General features: G+C 71.4%; 15 protein-coding genes. 9 read left to right on the forward strand and 6 right to left on the reverse strand.

What is annotated here, in order from left to right:
* From ACZ6EM_RS38010 to ACZ6EM_RS38035, 6 genes are all read left to right on the forward strand, one after another.
* On the forward strand, positions 1–2,862 hold a 2,862-nt coding region (locus ACZ6EM_RS38010), incomplete at its 5' end, for an SDR family NAD(P)-dependent oxidoreductase (RefSeq protein ID WP_465774447.1).
* A gap of 46 nt (positions 2,863–2,908) precedes the next feature.
* On the forward strand, positions 2,909–3,760 hold the full coding sequence (locus ACZ6EM_RS38015; protein ID WP_401056427.1) for a 3-hydroxyacyl-CoA dehydrogenase family protein: 852 nt from the start codon (positions 2,909–2,911) through the stop codon (positions 3,758–3,760).
* Positions 3,761–3,789: 29 nt separating this feature from the next.
* Complete coding sequence (locus ACZ6EM_RS38020) at positions 3,790–4,041, forward strand: acyl carrier protein (RefSeq protein ID WP_401056429.1); 252 nt, start codon at positions 3,790–3,792, stop codon at positions 4,039–4,041.
* Between the two features lie 82 nt (positions 4,042–4,123).
* A complete protein-coding gene (locus ACZ6EM_RS38025; RefSeq protein WP_452179496.1) occupies positions 4,124–5,329 on the forward strand; it encodes a class-II aminoacyl-tRNA synthetase family protein in 1,206 nt (401 codons plus the stop codon).
* 2 nt (positions 5,330–5,331) lie between these two features.
* Positions 5,332–8,013 carry a condensation domain-containing protein gene (locus ACZ6EM_RS38030; protein WP_465774448.1) on the forward strand — a complete coding sequence of 894 codons (2,682 nt, stop codon included), beginning with the start codon at positions 5,332–5,334 and terminating at the stop codon, positions 8,011–8,013.
* Between the two features lie 64 nt (positions 8,014–8,077).
* On the forward strand, positions 8,078–8,452 hold the full coding sequence (locus ACZ6EM_RS38035; protein ID WP_465774449.1) for a hypothetical protein: 375 nt from the start codon (positions 8,078–8,080) through the stop codon (positions 8,450–8,452).
* A gap of 630 nt (positions 8,453–9,082) precedes the next feature.
* Here ACZ6EM_RS38035 and ACZ6EM_RS38040 read toward each other — a convergent pair.
* Positions 9,083–9,946, reverse strand: coding sequence for a serine hydrolase (locus tag ACZ6EM_RS38040; protein WP_465774467.1), 864 nt, complete (start codon positions 9,944–9,946; stop codon positions 9,083–9,085).
* Between the two features lie 101 nt (positions 9,947–10,047).
* Complete coding sequence (locus ACZ6EM_RS38045; protein ID WP_401045456.1) at positions 10,048–10,995, reverse strand: LysR family transcriptional regulator; 948 nt, start codon at positions 10,993–10,995, stop codon at positions 10,048–10,050.
* A gap of 161 nt (positions 10,996–11,156) precedes the next feature.
* Between ACZ6EM_RS38045 and bla the strand changes: the two genes are divergently transcribed.
* A complete protein-coding gene (gene bla, locus ACZ6EM_RS38050) occupies positions 11,157–12,128 on the forward strand; it encodes a class A beta-lactamase (protein WP_401045458.1) in 972 nt (323 codons plus the stop codon).
* Between the two features lie 124 nt (positions 12,129–12,252).
* Here the strand turns inward: bla and ACZ6EM_RS38055 are convergent, their stop codons facing one another.
* Positions 12,253–13,104: a LysR family transcriptional regulator gene (locus ACZ6EM_RS38055; RefSeq protein WP_401045460.1), complete on the reverse strand. Its 852-nt coding sequence runs from the start codon at positions 13,102–13,104 to the stop codon at positions 12,253–12,255.
* An 81-nt stretch (positions 13,105–13,185) separates the two neighbouring features.
* Here ACZ6EM_RS38055 and ACZ6EM_RS38060 point away from each other — a divergent pair, with 81 nt between their 5' ends.
* Positions 13,186–14,106 carry an MBL fold metallo-hydrolase gene (locus ACZ6EM_RS38060; RefSeq protein ID WP_465774450.1) on the forward strand — a complete coding sequence of 307 codons (921 nt, stop codon included), beginning with the start codon at positions 13,186–13,188 and terminating at the stop codon, positions 14,104–14,106.
* A 27-nt stretch (positions 14,107–14,133) separates the two neighbouring features.
* Here ACZ6EM_RS38060 and ACZ6EM_RS38065 read toward each other — a convergent pair whose 3' ends face one another.
* Together ACZ6EM_RS38065 and ACZ6EM_RS38070 are read right to left on the reverse strand one after the other, a co-directional pair.
* Positions 14,134–14,322: a hypothetical protein gene (locus ACZ6EM_RS38065; RefSeq protein ID WP_465774451.1), complete on the reverse strand. Its 189-nt coding sequence runs from the start codon at positions 14,320–14,322 to the stop codon at positions 14,134–14,136.
* A gap of 121 nt (positions 14,323–14,443) precedes the next feature.
* The gene (locus ACZ6EM_RS38070) at positions 14,444–14,899 is read right to left on the reverse strand and encodes a hypothetical protein (protein WP_465774452.1); all 456 of its coding nucleotides are present in this window, start codon (positions 14,897–14,899) and stop codon (positions 14,444–14,446) included.
* A 713-nt stretch (positions 14,900–15,612) separates the two neighbouring features.
* Here ACZ6EM_RS38070 and ACZ6EM_RS38075 point away from each other — a divergent pair.
* Positions 15,613–16,092, forward strand: coding sequence for a hypothetical protein (locus ACZ6EM_RS38075; protein WP_465774453.1), 480 nt, complete (start codon positions 15,613–15,615; stop codon positions 16,090–16,092).
* A gap of 192 nt (positions 16,093–16,284) precedes the next feature.
* Here ACZ6EM_RS38075 and ACZ6EM_RS38080 read toward each other — a convergent pair whose 3' ends face one another.
* The gene (locus tag ACZ6EM_RS38080) at positions 16,285–17,007 is read right to left on the reverse strand and encodes an LURP-one-related/scramblase family protein (RefSeq protein ID WP_401045474.1); all 723 of its coding nucleotides are present in this window, start codon (positions 17,005–17,007) and stop codon (positions 16,285–16,287) included.
* Between the last annotated feature and the right edge of the window lie 608 nt (positions 17,008–17,615).

A 17,615-nucleotide genomic window follows, 5' to 3' on the forward strand; every position in this document is an offset into this window, starting at 1 on the left:
ACCACACCCGACTGGACCACCTACCACACCCACCAACAACGCCGCCGCATCCCCCTCCCCACCTACCCCTTCCAACACAAGCACTACTGGCTCGAACCCCAGATCCCGCAGGCGGCGGTCCAGCGCACGCCCGGCCCGCACCCGTTGCTGGACCAGGTCCTGCTCCGGTCGATGGGCCAGTCCGTCTTCCTCACCGAGTTCTCGCTGGAGCTGCACTGGGTACTCTCCGAACACAAGCTGCTCGGAGAGGCGATCGTCCCCGGAACCACCTACCTGGAGATGGCCCGCGCCGCCGTCTCCCTGCACTTCGGCCGGCCGGTCACCGAGCTCTGCGACGTCACCTTCCTCGTCCCGTTGCTGGTGCAGGAAGGAGCCCCACGGACCGCACACACGACCGTCCGGGAAATCGACGACCTGCAGGCCGAGTTCACCGTCGCCAGTCACGACCCGGCGAGCGACCACTGGACGGTGCACGTCCAGGGCATGGTGAGTGTCAAGCCGCACACCGCACCCGCGCCGCCGCAGGATCTGGCAGCTCTGCGTGAGCTCTGCTCACTGGAGAGCGTGGACATCGCCCGGCGGCAGACCGAGCACAAGGTGATGGAGTTCGGCGATCGCTGGCGGAGCAGCCTCCCGACCGTGCACCTCGGCATCCGGGCCGCCCTCGGCATACTCGACCTGCCCGAGCAGTACCGGGCCGAGTGCCAGGACCACCTCCTGCACCCGACCCTGCTCGATCAGGCCACCGGCTTCAGTGGCTTCGCCGTCCTGGAGACTCCCGATGACCGTCGACTCGCCCTCGGCGAAAGGGACTTCTTCCTCCCGGTCGGCTACGACTCGCTGCTCCTGCACGGCCCGCTACCCGCTCGCGGCCTGAGCTTCGTCCAACCGCATCCGGGCTATGTGAACAACGCCGAGTTCCGCAAGGTCGACGTGGTGATCTGTGACGAGTCGGGGGCCACCGCTGCCGAGATCCGCGGCTTCACCGTGAAGCGCGTCGCCGACGCCAAGCGCACAGTCGCCCAGCTGCGCCCGCACACCCGTCATCACACCCTCCGATGGGTCCCGGCACCGGCACCCGAGGAGCGCCAGGCCCCGCCCGCCCGGGTCCTGGTGATCGGCGAGCAGGGCAGCATCAGCGCCGAGCTGAGTGCCGCACTGCGTGCGCGCGGCGTCAGCGTCGCCGAGGCGGTACTCGCAGACCGGTGGCAGCAGACAGTTCCGGACCGGTACGAAGTGCCGCCCACCCCGGAGGGTTTCGGTCGACTGCTGGACGCACTCGGTGCGGAGCTCCCGGACGAGGTCGTGCACGTCGCGGCCCCTGCCGACGGCGGCGTCCAGCAGGATCTGTCGCTCCTGGAGGCCAGGCTCGGCCACGGCGTCCACAGCCTGTTCCACTTGGCCCGCAGCCTCTCCGAGCGCGGCGTGGCCCCGGCCGGGTTCAGCGTGGTCGCCCCCTCGGTGGCGCGGGTGACCGGCACCGAGCCGGAGACGGCCCCGGTCCACGCGACGCTCTTCGGCCTGGCGAAAGTGATCGGACAGGAGTACAGGAACACCGACGTGTTCTGCCTCGACATCGCCGGCGACACCGGCGCCGAGGCCGTCTGTGCCGAACTGCTCGGAGCCCGGACACCCGCCACCGTCGCGCTGCGCGACGGGCACCGGTACGTCGCGGAGCTCGCACCGGTGCACCTGCGGGAGCAGCCGAGGTCCGCGCCGGTCCGCCCGGGCGGGGTGTACCTCATCACCGGCGGTCTGGGCGGACTCGGACTCGCGGTCGCCCGCCATCTGAGCCGCTCGGGGCCGGGTGCGCGGCTAGCCCTGGTCAACCGCACCGAACTGCCGCCGCGCGAGCGGTGGGACGAGGTCACCGACGCCAAGGTGCGCGGGCAGATCGAGGCACTGCGTGAACTGGAGCGGAACGGCGCCGAAGTTCGCAGCTACTCCGGTGACGTCACCGACCTGACGGTCATGGAGGGAGTCGTCGCGAAGATCCGCGCCGATCTCGGCGCGATCGGCTGCGTCGTCCACGCGGCCGGTGTCGCCGGGGACGGCTTCCTCTTCCGCAAGGACGCGGAGACCTTCCGTCGTACTCTGAACCCCAAAGTGCTCGGCGCCACCGTGCTGGACCTCGTCACCCAGGACGATCCGCCGGATTGCATGGTCAACTTCGGTTCCACGGTGGCGATCTTCGGCGCGGCCGGGCAAGGCGACTACACTGCCGCCAACAGCTACTTGGACCAGTTCGCCGAGCAGCGCTCCGCGCGCGGCCGGTGGACGGTGACGGTCGACTGGAGCGACTGGCTGGAAACCGGCATGGCCTTCGACCACGGAGTCCAGCAGGACCAGGGCTTCTTCCGGTCGGTATCGGTCGAGGACGCTCTCAGCAGCTTCGAGGAGATCCTCGCCTCGGCCTGCACCCCGGTGATCGTCGGCGAGGTCAACTACCGCAAGCTGGGCGGGTCCAGCGAGCTCGCGGAGCTGCTGCGTCGCGCGCCGCTGGTGCTGGCCGTCCCGATCCAGCAGGCCATCGCCGCGGCCCGCAGCAGTGCCGGCGAATCCGCCGCGCCGCCGGACGGCACGCCGTCCGACGGCGAGCCAAAGCTCTTCGGCAAGGAGAGCGGCGAGTTCAGCGACACCGAGCGCGCGCTCGCCCGGATCTGGGCCCGCGAGCTCGATCTCACCGAGCTCAACGTGCATGACACCTCGTTCGCGCTCGGGGTGGACTCGCTGGCCGCACTCCGGATCGCCCAGAGCATCCAGAAGATCATGGACATCCGGGTCTCCATGGTCGACCTGTTCCGCTACGTCACGATCGCGGATCTCGCCGACCACCTGGACACCAGGGACGCCCAGGCCTGACCAGGCACCCCCACTCCCCCTTCTATCCCGCAAAGGTGGTACCCCCGTGAGCATCCGAACCGTAGGCGTGATCGGCGCCGGCACGATCGGCCGCGGCGTCGCCCAGTCCTTCGCGGAGTCCGGGTTCGAGGTGATCCTCGTGGACATCTCACTGGCTCAGCTCGACAGCGCGGTGGCCCAGATCGGCCGTGACCTGCTGGTCCAGCCGATGCTGCTCGGCAAGCCGCTGAAGGAGGACGCCAAGACCGTCCTCGCCCGGATCACCACCCGCACCGAGCTCACCTCGCTGGCCGACGCCGACTTCGTGGTCGAGAACGTCACCGAGGACTGGGACATCAAGCGCACGGTGTACGAGCAGATCGACACCATCTGCCGCCCCGGAGTGATCTTCGGCGTGAACACCTCGGCCGTGCCGATCACCCGGGTGGGCTCGGTCACCGGGCGACCGGCCGAGATCCTCGGGCTGCACTTCATGAACCCCGTCCCGATGATGGAAACCGTCGAGGTTGTCAACGGCCACTTCACCAGCGAGGAGACGCTGAACACCGCGCTCGGGCTGCTGTCGGACATGGGCAAGGAGGGCATCGTCGTCCAGGACGCCCCCGGCTTCATCACCAACCGGGTCCTCATGGTGACCATCAACGAGGCCATCTTCTGCGTCCAGGACCAGATCGCCTCGGCCGAGGACGTCGACAAGATGTTCCGCGGCTGCTTCGGCCACAAGATGGGGCCCCTGGAGACCGGCGACCTGATCGGCCTCGACACGATCCTGAACTCGATCACGGTCATGTACGAGAGCTACAAGGACAGTAAGTACCGCCCTGCCCCCCTGCTCCAGAAGATGGTCGACGCACGACTCCTGGGCCGCAAGACCGGCCAGGGCTTCTACACCTACTGATCCTCGAACTACCCAAGGAGAAACCTGATATGACGAACAACGACGTGCGCGCCCGGGTCCGCGAGTTCCTCGCCCCGCACCTGGCCGGCCAGCCGCTCGCCGACAACGACGACTTCTTCGCCCTCGGCTACGTCAACTCTCTCTTCGCGATGCAGCTCGCGCTCTTCGTGGAGAAGGAATTCGCCCTGACCCTCGGCCCGGCGGACATGGACTTCGACAACTTCCGCACGGTCGACGGTCTCGTCCGCCTGGTCACGTCGCGGACGGCTACGGCGGCCTAGTCCCACCTGCGGACGCGCGGCGGCCACGCCGCCGCGCGCCGGCCCGTCCGACCGTTCTCCCATCGGCGAGGAAAGAACCACGATGACGCACCCCGACGAGGTCCTCACCCGGATCGACCTTCGCAGCCCGATCCCCGGAGCGCTGGCCGCCGAGATCGAGCGCCGACTCTTCTTCGTGTCGCCCGAGATCACCGGCTTCGTGGTGCCCGTGGAGGGCGACGAGGTGCGCTCCGTGACACTCCGCTCCGGGCAACCGCTCCCGCACGACGCCCTGACCGAGAAGGTCAACTCCATGGTGGACAACGACGTCCGGAGGCAGTGGGTGACGCCGGCCAAGGCCGTCTGGACCTCGCCGCACCAGCGCACCCCGCACCAGGACGTCTTCGAACTCCTCTCCGAGACCGGCGCGGTGACGGAGGTCGGTGAGGGTCAGGTCGCCGTCGGCGAGCCGCTGCTCTCTCTCTTCACCTACTTCGACCGGGCCGTCTGTGACCTGCTGGCCGAGGACCACGAAGTCCGGGAGTACCGTTACCCGACTCTGATCAGAACGAAGGCGCTGGAGACGGCGGGCTACTTCAAGGCCTTCCCGCAGCACCTGATGTTCGTCACCAGGCTGCGCAACGACCTGGACGTCTACCGCGCCTTCCAGGAGCGGCAGGCCGTCACCGGCATCGACTCCGCGGTGCTGGACTCCTGCGGCAACGTCGACTACTGCCTGCCGCCCACGATGTGCTACCACACCTTCAACCAGTACAGCGACCGCACACTGGAGGCGGGCCGGCTCCACGTGGTCACCTCGCGCGGCAAGTCGTTCCGCTTCGAGGCGGCATACGCCACCAGCCTGGAGCGGCTCTGGGACTTCACCATCCGGGAGATGGTCTTCATGGGCTCCCGGGAAGACGTGCTGGACTCCCGTGAGCGCTTCATGCGGAAGGTCTTCGCCTTCGTCGAGGAGCTCGGCCTGAGCGGCTTCTGCGAGGTGGGCAACGATCCGTTCTTCTGCGGCGCGGACACCTCCGAGCGGATCTGGTCCCAGCGGCTGATGGAGCTCAAGTACGAGCTGCGGCTCCACGTCGCGCCCGGGAAGACGATCGCCGTCGGCTCCTTCAACTTCCACGACGACCTCTTCGGCAAGGCTTTCGGCATCGACCACGGTGCGAACGGCCCGACCCGGAGCGGCTGCGTCGGATTCGGCCTGGAGCGGCTCGTCTACGCCTTCCTCTGCCAGTACGGCCTCGACACCGCAGCGTGGCCCGCCCAGGTCCGCACCGCCGTCAGCGGGAGCTGACCATGAGTGCGAAGAAGGGCCGCGCCCCGCGAGGCCAACGGGAGGAGATCCTCTGCGCGGTGTTCGCCCAGGTGCTCGGGCTCGACCGGGTCACCATCGACGACTCCTTCTTCGAGTTGGGCGGCCACTCCCTGCTGGCCACCCGGCTCGCCGGTCGCATCCGGGCCGCCCTGGACGTGGAGGTCCCGGTCCGGACGATCTTCGAGGCCCCGACCGTCGCCCAACTCACCGAGCACCTGGAGCAGGGCTCCGGCAGCCGACGCCCGCCACTGCGCCCCCGGGGCCGTCCGGCGGAGATCCCGCTCTCGCAGACCCAGCGGCGCCTCTGGTTCCTGAACCGCCTGCACGGCGCGGCCGGACACTACAACATGCCGATGGCCTACCGGCTGCGCGGCGACCTCGACCTGTCCGCCCTGCGACTCGCCCTCGACGACCTGGTCACCTGGCACGAGAGTCTGCGCACCGCTTACCCCGACTGGGACGGCCGACCCCAGCAGGTCGTCCTGGACCCGGACGAGGCTCCGGTCGAGCTGCCGGTCGACGGCGTCACCGAGGCAGGCCTGTCCGAAGCGCTGAGCGCTGCGGCCGGTCACGCCTTCGACCTCACCGCCGAGACGGCACTACGGGCCCAGCTGTTCCGGCTCTCCGCGGACGAACACGTCCTGCTCCTGACCATCCATCACATCGCCTGCGACGGATGGTCGCTGCTCCCCCTGAACCGCGATCTGGCACTCGCATACGCCGCGCGCCGCCTCGGGCAGGAGCCGGCCCGGCCCGAACTACCGGTCCAGTACGTCGACTACACGCTCTGGCAGGACGATCTCCTGGGTGCCCCGGAGGACCCCAACAGCCTGGTCAATCGCCAGCTCTCCTTCTGGGAGGGAGAGTTGGCGGGAATGCCCGACCGCCTACGGATCGATGTGGCGGCCCCGCGTCCGGACACCCCCTCACACCGGGGCGGTCGAGTCCCCTTCCACGTCACGCGGGCGACCCACCGGGAACTGCACCAGCTGGCGCGGGAGACCGGCACCAGCGTCTTCATGGTCGTGCAGGCCGCCCTTGCGACCCTGCTCACCAGGCGCGGAGCCGGCACCGACATCGCCATCGGCATCCCCACCGCCGGGCGCACCGACGAGGGCCTCGACGACCTGATCGGATTCTTCGTCAATACGCTGGTGCTGCGCACCAGGACCGACGGCGACCCGACCTTCCGGGAGCTGCTGTTCCGGGTGCGCAGCACGGACCTGGCGGCCTTCGCTCACCAGGAGGTGCCGTTCGACCACGTGGTCCAGACCATCAACCCGCCGCGCTCCCCCGCGTGGCACCCGCTCATCCAGGTGATGCTCGCATTCCAGAACAACGCGAGCGCCGAGCTCCACCTCCCCGGCCTGGAGGTCCGGACCGAGCCGGTGACGGAGGGGATCACCCGCTTCGACCTCCGCTTCGAGCTGTTCGAGGGCTTCACCGAGCAGCGGAGACCGGACGGCATCGACGGCAGCCTCACCTACGCCCTCGACCTGTTCGTCCCCGCGGAGGCCGAGCGGCTGGCCCGGGAGTTCACCGAGCTGCTCGACGCCGTGGCCGCCGCTCCGGGTCTGCGGCTGGGCGAACTCGGCGGGGCAGCCGTCCATGAGCTGACCGGCAGCCCGTCCGCCGGGCCGGAGCTCGCCGCTGCGGACGGCACCCGGATCGCCTTCGTCTGCTCCCCCTACGGCCAGCAGTGGGTCGGCATGGGGCGGACTCTGTTCCGCACCGAACCCGCCTTCCGCTCGGCCCTGGAGGAGTGCGACAGCGAGCTGGCCCGGCACACCGGCTGGTCCCTCGTCCACGAGCTCTTCCTCGACGAACCCGAAGCCAGGACGAACGACGTCGGCGTCATGCAACCCATCGTCTTCGCCGTCCAAGTGGGCATCGCCCGCTGGCTGGAAGAGGCGGGCGTCCGGCCGGCCGCTGTCACGGGTCACAGCGTCGGCGAGATCGCCGCCAGCGTCATCGCAGGCATCCTCGACCTGCCGGACGCGGTCCGGCTCGTCCACCACTACAGCGATCAGCAACGCCGCGTGGCCGGCCCTCACAGCGGCATGGCCGTGGTGGAGCTCTCGGCCGTCGACCTCTCGAAGCACCTGCGAGGGCTTGAGGGGAGCGTGTCCGTCGCCGCGCGGAACGGCCCGCGGACCACCGTGCTGGCCGGTGACCGGTCCGCGTTGGAGGCCGTCGTCGCCAAGCTCCAGGCCGCGGACGTGCTGTGCGCGATGGTCCGAGTCGACCTGCCGGCCCACAGCCCGGCGATCGATCCGATCCTGGCGGACCTCGAACGGGCCATAGGTGAGCTCACCCCCAGGCCCGGCCGGATCCCGATGATCTCCTCGGTCACGGGGCAAGCGCTCGACTGGCAGCAGGCCACCGCGGGCTACTTCGCCCGGAACCTTCGGCAGCCCGTCCTGCTGGCCGACTCCACCGCCGAGCTGCTGACGGGCCATGACGTACTGGTCGAGGTCAGCGCTCACCCGGTGCTCGCCCCGGCACTGCGGCAGAGCGTCGAGGAGTCCGGTACCGCCGCGACCGTCCTGACCACCATGCGCCGCGGCCAGGACGACCGGACGGGCCTCATCGAGGTACTCAACGCCCTCGAACAGCTCGGCCTGAAGGTGGACTCCCCGGGCGGGCAGACTCGGTCGGCGTAGATCCGATGAGCCGCGCCCACTCCGCACCCCTCAAGAAGGACGAAGCCATCGCCCGGGCGCCCCGGTGTACACCTACGCGCATACCGGGCAGAGCAACCAGTGGTGGTACGTCACCATGACCTCCACCGACAGCGTCGTCTTCTCCTCCTACGAGACGCAGACGTGCACCGACTTCTTCTGCACCACCAAGACCTATCGGAACCTGCGCCGCAACTTCAACGACACCGGCGAGCTGTCCGAGTACAACCCCTGGTACGACCCGTACGACAACACCGCGACCAGGTCGCGCTGGTGGTACGCGGCCGGCGACGCCGGGGCGTACATCCACTCGGCCGACGGCGACCAGGGCTGCCTGACCGCCCACGCTGGAAGCCAGGTGACGATCGAGGGCTGCCGAACGGGCGACCACACCCAGCAGTGGGCCGTCATCTACAGCTGACCCATTGCGGTGGGCCGCGTCCCGGCACTTCGGGAGCGGCCCATCCGCACGCGTCGATCACGGGATGCGGTGTTCGTCGAACCGTATCGGTACGACTTCTCGCACGGGTGCGTGAACTCTGTGCCGAGCCGCTTTCCTCTGCCCGGCGGTGGCGGCGACGTCGACGAGCGTGGGGGACCCGGCCGTTGCTGCCGGGGCGCAGCTCGGGGTGTCGGTGGTGCGGATCGGCTGGGCGAGGCGTTTCGGACTGAGCTCGTGGGACTCCGCGGACTCCTGTCTGAGGGTGTCCGCCCGTTGCGCGCCGGCGCTCCCTCAGCAGGTCGTCCGCGGTGGCGTCACGACGAGCGCAGGTCCGTCCCGCATGCCGGCGGCTCCGGCGACACCTGCGCGGGTGACCGGCGTCCGGGGCCGTGGCCCGGACGCCGGTGGGGGTTCTGTCCGGTCCTGGCCAGTCGCGGGGCCGGTGCGGCGGTGCCCGGGCGGGGGGTGGTCGCCGGGCACCGCCGTCCTGCGACCGGCAGGTACCCGGGCAAACGAGCGTGCAGCCGATCCGTCACCCGGACGTCGTGGCCAGGAGGGCGGACGGCGGGGCAGCTGGGGGTGGTCTCGGCGTCGGGGTCGCGGCCCCGGTCAGCCCGTCGCGCCGGCTGCCGCCCGGGCCCGGAGGGCGTCGACGGCGAGGCGGGCGGTGGTTCCGATGACGGCGTCGGCGGCGGGCAGGGTGATGGTGGTGGCGGCGGCGCGGGTGAAGACGGCGAGGGCGTAGCGGCCGCCGTCGGGGTATTCGACGACGCCGACCTCGTGGCGCAGCGTGGGGAGGGTGCCGGTCTTGCCGTGGACGCGGACGTCGTCGTAGGGGAAGCCGGAGGCCAGGCGGTGCGGCCAGACCTGGAGGCCGAGGAGGCGTCGCAGGGCGGCGCCGTGGTCGCCGGGGCAGGCGTCGCCGTGCCAGAGGGCGGCGAGCAGGGTGGTCATGTCGCGGGGGGTGCTGTGGTTGGTGAAGGCGGGGTCGAGGACCCTGAGGCGGGCGACGACGGCGGGGTCGACCGGGGAGTCGTGGCCGGTGTCCTCGGCGAGGGCGGCGATGAGGTCGCGGAGCTTGTGGACGGCGACGGTGCGGATCAGGCCGAGGTCGGCCATGGTGCGGTTGACGGTGTCGAGGCCGATCTGGTCCCACAGGGTGTCGGCGGCGGTGTTGTCGCTGACGGCCGCGGCGAGGTAGGCGAGGTCGCGCAGGGAGAGGCGGGCGGTGTCGAGCATGGCGGCGAGGCCGGTCGGCCCGGGGGTGCGGCCGGCGGCGGGGATCTCGACCTGCCGGGTCAGGTCGATCCGTCCGGCGGCGGCCTCGCGGTACAGCGTCACGAGCAGGCAGACCTTGTGGACGCTGGCGGTGCTGACGGCGGTGTCGGCGCCGAGGCCGATCTCGGCGCCGGTGTCGAGGTCGCGCGCGTGCAGCCGGCCGGTGACGCCCGCGTCGGCGAAGGCCGCGGCGATGCGGGTGCGCGCGGCCCGGCTGTGCGGGGTCCGGTCGGCAGCCGTCCGGTCGGCTGTGGTGCGGTCGGCAGCCGTCCGGTCGGCTGTGGTGCGGTCGCTGGTCACAGCGGGAACTCCATTGCGGGCCGGGGGTGGAGCGGGCGGTTGGGCGGCTGGGGCAGCAGGCCGCCGGGTCCGGTCAGCGCCTCGTGGGCGGCCTGGGCGAACAGCCGGACGGCGGGCCCGCCCCGCCCGGCCGGCCAGGCCGTGGAGGTCCGCCAGGCCAGCGGGGTGCCGGTGAGCGGGCGCCAGACCGTACCCGGTGGGGGTGTGGTGCGCGGCACCAGGGCGATGGCGCTGCCGGTGAGCACGAGCGCGCCCGCGACGTCCGGTCCCGGCGGGTCGACGACGGCCTCGGGGGTGCAGCCGTGCCTGGTCAGCGTGGTGAGGACCTCGTCGTACAGGGCCGGGGCCGTGGCGCGCGGGAAGAGGACCAGGCGCAGGCCGGTCAGTTCGGCCACCGCGAGCTCCGGGCGGTCGGCGTACGGACCGCGGGCGGCGAGCAGGGCGCCGAGCGGCTGGTGCAGGACGGGGCCGAAGGCCAGTCCGTCGGCCGGGCAGGGGTGACGGACGACGGCGACGTCGACGGTGTGCTGGGCGAGTTCGCGCACCACGGCCGCGACCGGCAGTTCCCGCAGTTCGAGCCGGGTGCCCGGGGAGGCGGTCTCGAAGCCGGTGAGCAGCGCGGCCAGGGCGGCCGGCCCGAGTTCGGGCGGGACGGCCGCGCGCAGGGTGCCGGCCCGTCCGCTGCGCAGGTCGGCGGCGGTGGCGAGGAGGCGGGCCGCGCTGTCCAGCGTCTCCTCGGCCTCGGCGAGCAGCAGCCGGCCCGCCGGGGTGAGGTCGACGCCGCGCGGGCCGCGGTCGAACAGGGTCACACCGAGTTCGCGTTCGAGGCGCTGGATCCGCTGGGAGAGCGAGGGCTGGGCGATCCGCAGGCGCTCGGCGGCGCGGCCGAAGTGCCGTTCCTCGGCGACGGCTCGGAAGTGGCGGAGGTGCCCCAGCAGGTCCATGGCCAGTCATCATAGGTGTTTTCTTATCGTCTACTTCATGATTGCGGTCTTGGACTGGGTGGTCGGCGGCCTGTTTAGCTGAGCGCGACCGCGCGACCACGACGGTACGAACCACCGCGAGGGCGCGACCGCGACGGCACGAACCCCCTGGGAGACCACCGATGACGCCCGACCTCCGCCGCACCCGCACCGCGCTGCCCGCGGTGGCCCTGCTCGTGGCCGCGCTGATCGGCGGGTGCGGCCGGGCGGCGAGCAGCGCCCCGACGGCGCCGGCACCGGCGGCGAGCGGCGCGACGGCCCCCGGCGCAGGGGTGGCGGGCGCGACGGTGTCGGGCGTGCCCGCGACCGGCCCGGCGGACGCCTCCTTCGCGGCGCTTGAGCAGCAGTTCGGCGCCCGGCTCGGCGTGTTCGCCGTGGACACCGGCAGCGGCCGGGAGGTCACCCACCGGGCCGACGAGCGGTTCGCGTTCGCGTCCACGATCAAGTCGCTCGCCGCCGGGGCCCTGCTGCGGAAGGCGTCCGACGCGGACCTGGACAAGGTCGTCCCCTACCGCCAGGAGGACGTGCTGGCGTGGGCACCGATCACCTCGCAGCACGTGGCGACCGGCATGAAGCTGCGTGACCTGGCTTCCGCCTCCATCCAGTACAGCGACAACACCGCGGCCAACCTGGTCATCGCCGAGCTCGGCGGCCCGGCGGCCGTCCAGCGGTCCCTGCGCGACCTGGGCGACTCGACCACCAGCGTCGACCGCACCGAACCCACCCTCAACGAGGCGACCCCGGGCGACACCCGTGACACCAGCACGCCGCGCGTCCTCGCCGCCGACCTGCGCCGCTACGTGCTCGGCGACGTCCTCACGGAGGGCCGGCGCGGGCTGCTGACGGACTGGCTGGTCGGCAACACGACCGGCGGCCCGTACGTCCGCGCGGGGGTGCCCGCCGACTGGAGGATCGGCGACAAGACCGGCAACGCGGGCTACGGCACCCGCAACGACGTCGCCGTGGCGTGGCCGTCGGGCGGGCGCAGCCCGATCGTGATCGTCGTCCTGTCCGATCGCGGCAGGGCGGGCGCCACCTCCGACGACGACCTGATCGCCCAGGCGACGAAGACCGTCGTCAGCATCCTCGGCTGAGCCTCCCCGACCGGTAGGAGCCCCGACCGGTAGGAGCCCCGACCGGCCAGGAACCCCGACCGCAACACCCACATCGACGACGACGCGGGTCCGGGGCGGGGAACACCGGCGCGGGCGGGAGGGTTCAGCGGCGGTGGGTGGCTGTCGCGATGCGGACGAACGAAGGGATCAGCGGGTTCGGGTCGCCCTCGTTCCACGCCACCACCACGCGGCTGGGCGCCATGTCGGCCAGCAGTACCGCAGTCAGTCCCTCGGGCATGTCGTGTCCGAGGGGGGTGATGCCGACCGTGCCGTTCCAGAGCACGGCCTGCCGGCATTCCTGGACGGCCCTCACCGCCGGTCCCCCGCGCGGCCGGCCGCCGGTCCAGTACGCCCCCCACAGCGGGTCGGTGCCGTCCGGGAACCGGAACCAGCACCGGTCGGCCAGGTCGGCCAGCTCCAGGTGCGTGCGGCCGGCCAGGGGGTCGTCGGTGCGCAGCACCGCGCCGACCGGGTCGGTGCGCAGCTCGTGCACGATCAGGCCGGTCTCGTCGAAGGGGGCGCGGGTGAGGGCGATGTCGACCCGTCCGGTGCGCAGTCCGCAGGTGGGGTCGGTCAGGTCGGTCTCGCGGATGCGGACCTCGATGTCCGGGTGTCGCTTGCGGTAGGCGTTGGCCAGGCGCAGGGCGCCGAGGTCGGTGCCGTCGCCGAGCAGGCCGACGGTGATGGCCGTGGGGCCGGTTTCGGCGGCGACGCGTGCGCGGATCCGGTCGGCACGGTCGAGGAGGGTGCGGGCTTCGTCGAGCAGGACGGTTCCGGCCGGGGTGAGGGTGACGCCCTGGGCGGAGCGGTGCAGCAGGGTGGCGCCGAGGTCGGTTTCCAGCTGCTTGATCGCCCGGCTGAGCGGGGGCTGGCTCATGTGCAGCCGGGCGGCGGCCCGGCCGAAGTGGAGTTCCTCGGCGACCGCGACGAAATAGCGCAACGTCCGCAGCTCCATGCTGCGACGATACCCGTGCGGTATCGGGCACGTGCGAATCGGTCTTGGACGGCCGGGGTTCCGGGGCGGTGGAATCGAGGCATGAACGACGTATCGCTTTCCGACCCCGCCGTCCATGTGGCCGGCGTCCAGGAGATCGCCCCCGAGCTGCTGGTGGTCCCGGACCGCAGGATCCCGCTGGTTCCCAACATCGGCATCATCGGCGGCACCGAGGCCGTCCTCGTCGTCGACACCGGCATGGGCACCGCCAACGCCGAGCAGGTCCTCTCCCTGGCGTCCGAGGTGGCCGAGGGGCGCCGCCTGTACCTGACCACCACGCACTTCCACCCCGAGCACGCCTTCGGCGCGCACGTCTTCCACGGCCGGGCCACCTACCTCGCCAACCGTGCCCAGGCCGAGGACCTGAAGGTGAAGGGAGCGGGCTACCTGGAGATGTTCCGCGGGTTCGGCCCGCCGGTCGCCGACCGCCTCGACGGCGACGTCCGCGTGGTCGCCCCCGACGTGGTCTACGACGACGGGTACGACCTGGACCTCGGCGGCCGCTGCGTACGGCTGCGGGCCACCGGCCGGGGCCACACCAAGGGCGACCAGGTGATCGAGGTGCCCGACGCCGGCGTGCTGTTCACCGGCGACCTGGCCGAGACCGGGCAGTTCGCGATCTTTCCCTGGTTCCCGCCGTACGACACCGACGTCTCCGGGATCGGCTGGCTGACGGTGATGGAGCGGCTGGCGGCCGACGGGCACCGTACGGTCGTCCCCGGCCACGGCGCCGTCGGCGGCCCGCAGGTCCTCGGCGACGTCCGCGACTACCTGCGCGAGCTGCGGGACGAGACCTGGCGGCGACGCGACTCCGCCATGGGCGGGAGCGAGATCGTGGCCGAGGTCCGGGCCCTGCTGATCGAACGGCACCCCGAGTGGACCGGACAGGAGTGGATCGAGAAGGGCGTCGGCTGCCTGTGCACCGAACACCCCACCGTCACGGACCAGGACCCGACGGGCTGAGAAACGGGTGGGCGCGGCCTCGCGGGCTCACCGCCGATGCTGGTTCGACCAGTCACCCCGAAAGCGATGAGCACGGCCGTCACCGACCTGCTTCATCCCGCCGGGAACGACGTCCCCGTGGTACGGATACTGCTCCGTCACCGCCGCCAGCAGGAACTCCAGGAAGCCGCCCTCGAACAGGTCCCACTCCCGCATCGAGTGGAACTTGGCGGCCACCGGCCACCGGCCACCGGTCCGGGCCCCGCATCAGCCAGAAGAATGGTCGGAGTTGTCGTTGTTACCCCATTCGGCGCGAAGGCGGCCTTTGATCAGGATCACGCTGCCGACCGGGCGCAGGTCAGCAGTTCACGATGGTCGAGACGGTCGCGGTCGACTGCGGCCAGCCGGGCTGGTCCACGCTGAACTGGGCGGTCACGGTGCGGCCGCAGGGCACGGTGCCCGTGATGCCGCCGACGTCGCTCCCGCCGGTCGGGATCAGGACGGTCGGGGCGATGGTGCCGAGCGGTGGGCTGGTGACGCCGACGCTGGTCAGCCGGAAGGAGACCTGCTGGTCCTGCCAGGTCGGGCTGGTCGGAGTGGCGCGTCCGAACACGTACACCTGGCCTCCGTTGTTGTTGATGCAGGCCCTGATCGTGAGGTGGTTCGGCGCGCCCGGGTCCCCGCAGACGGTGGTGCCCGGCATGCCGGCGACGGATGCGGTCGCGGCGGATGCGGTGGCGGCGGAGGCGGTCTGGGTGCCGGTCAGCGCCGCCAGAGCGGCGGTACCGGCGAGAACGGCAGCAAGGCGTTTCAAGGGGCCCTCCTTCGTCCGGTGCTCTCGGCGGGCGCCGACAGCACTGTGACATGTCACATAGTTCTTACGGGCATTGTGGCAGCCCACCGCGAACGGTGCGCCGAGTTCGCTCAAAGAAGGCCGTCCTGCCGCCCGCAACCGACCGGTGGCATCACCACAAGGCGTGGATACGGCCTGGGCCGTGCCCACCGAACGGGTTGTCACGGCCGCCTTGTCGCACCACCGCCCCGGTCCACGGCGGGGCCGGACGGCCCGGGCGTGGCCGTGCTCGGTTGGTCGGCGCCGGCCGCCTCGTCCTCCGCGGCCCCGCTGAAGGGCCCGGGTTGGACCATCGGCCCGAACGGGAAGCTCGCGCCCGACGGCGACCTGATGGCTTCCCCCACGTCCGGGCCGGTCCGCGGACGTACGCCGCACCGCGCCCCGAACGAGCGGGCCTCCGGCGGAGGCGGGCACGCGGATCGGCTGCGTCAGGCGCGGGAGGGATCCGGGGGGCTGATCGGATGAGACGGGCCGGAGGATCCGCGCAGGGCGCGTGGACGGCGGGCGCCGAAGTGATTCTCCGCGACGGAGCGGCCGGGTGACGGCCCGTCGTTGCGTGCTAGAACCATCGACGGCCGTGAACGCCCACCCGCGATCACCGCCCCCTGTACCGCTGCACCGCCGTACCGCCGCACCGCGCACCTTCCGGCCGCATTTCCACCGAAGGAGAAAACATGTCCGTCGCACGAACCGTCCGGACCGCGCGAACCGCGCCGCTCGCCGCCTTCGCCGCGCTCACCCTGCTGCTCACCGGCGCCGCCACCGCGACGCCGGCCTCCGCCACCGCCACGGGGCTGGACGACACCTGGGCCTGCTCCGTCCCGTCCGGCTACGTCTACGAAGGGGTCGTCTTCAGTCAGACGTGCAGCGGCGGCGGCGGCTGGAAATCGCCGCAGTACCACCTGCGCACGCCCGTCGACGGCCTCACCTCCTGCTCGACCGCCCCCGGCTTCACCTACGACTCCGCCGGCTCGTCCACCACGTGCAGCCTGACGCAGGGCGTGCCGTCCACCACCTTCCACCTCCGCACACCCGTCAGCGGCATGTGGGCGTGCAGCGTCCCGAGCGGTTTCACCTACAGCGCCACCACCTCGAACCTGGACTGCGCCACCGTCCGGGGCGTGCCGACCACCAAGTTCCTTCTGTCCCGCTGACCGGCTGAGCCGGAACACGGGAACGGGTGGGCCGCCCCGCAGCCGCCGGGCGGGCCACCCGTCGGCCGTGATCGGGTGGCGGGCTTCTCCGCCGGGCCGGCGATGACGCACGACTCCGCTCTCCGGCCGGAGCCCCGCCCCCCGGCAGTCGCCCGGTCGGGGGCGGGGCTCCGAACAGCGTACGGTTCGCGGTTATCCGAAGCCGCGGGCGTCCTGCTTCAGCGCGGTGTCCACGGTCAGCGCGGTCGCCACGACCAGGCTGAGCAGCGGGTCGGCGAGCGGACGGTGGATCTGGAGCACGTAGTTGTCGGCCGTGGTGAACATCGTCTTCGCCAGGCCTTCCCAGGTCTTGGTGATCCGGGCGACCTCGGTGTCCGTCTCGTCGACGATGGAGAAGTTCCAGGCCCGCCAGTTCTCCGCCTTGATGGCGCCGATCTTCTGACCGCCGACCTCCAGCGAGAAATTGATCTTCCCGATGGCGTTCTGCTGGATGATCTGGCCGACCTCCTGGCCGTTCGGACGCTGCACGATCACCCGCGACTTGATGAGCTTCGCCGGGCGGGTCAGCAGCAGCACCGGGGTGCCCTGCGCGTCACGGATCTCCAGCTTGTGGGTCAGGTACTGGTCGAGGGAGGAGAGCAGCCGCAGCACCTTGCGCAGAGCGCTCTGGCCGACCTGGACCACCGAGCCCAGCGTGGCGCCCTGCTGGTCGAAGACGGAGTACTCGTTGGTCAGCTCGATCAGCTTGGCCTTCTGGTTCACCACCAGGACCGGCTCGGAGAAGAGGGTGCCGCCGCCACCGTAGACCGGTCCGACGCCCGCCTGCTGCTGCACCTGGCGCTGCACCTTGGCGGAGTCGCCGGCCGGGGCGGCCGGCTGCCCGGGGAAACCGGGGGTGTTCGTGTTCTGGGACATGGCGGGCAGGCTAGGCCCAATCCTCTGTGGGGAGCTAGATCGTTTTGAACGGCCCCCGGGTTCCTCAGGGCCTTCGCGTTGCGAAGTTGACCTGCGGGTTTGGGTGTTGCGGACGACAGTCGGCCGGCACCCGGCGCAGTGGATGTGTCCGATGTCACATCCACTGATCGTGCGTGGGCGGATGACGGCCTGCCTCGCGGCTGGCCGTCCCGACGCCTGGACGGCGGGAACCTGTGCCCTGCCGGATACCGGGCGCGGGGGGACGACCTCCCTGGACACTCGGGACCGCGAGCACCGGGAACGTGCGGCGGCGGCGCGACGGCGGCACGACGGCGGCCGGGTGCGGAGGCCACCGCAATCCTGCCGGGGGCCAACGGCGTTGATGTCGGCCGTCGTGCCGCGTCGGGTTCGGCCTCGGCCCGGCCGTGTCGGTTCGCCGCGGGTCCGGTCAGGTCGTTGGCGAGTCATTGCCGAGTCTTTGCCGAGTCATTGATGGTTGGTGAGGTGGCGGGATAGCTTCACTCCTGCACCACGCGTCCTGTACCACCCGTCCTGTTCCTGCCCGGCCGGCGCGCTGTCCTCGGCCGGGTCCTGCACCCGGATGATGT

This window comes from Kitasatospora sp. NPDC041917, from assembly GCF_055589745.1.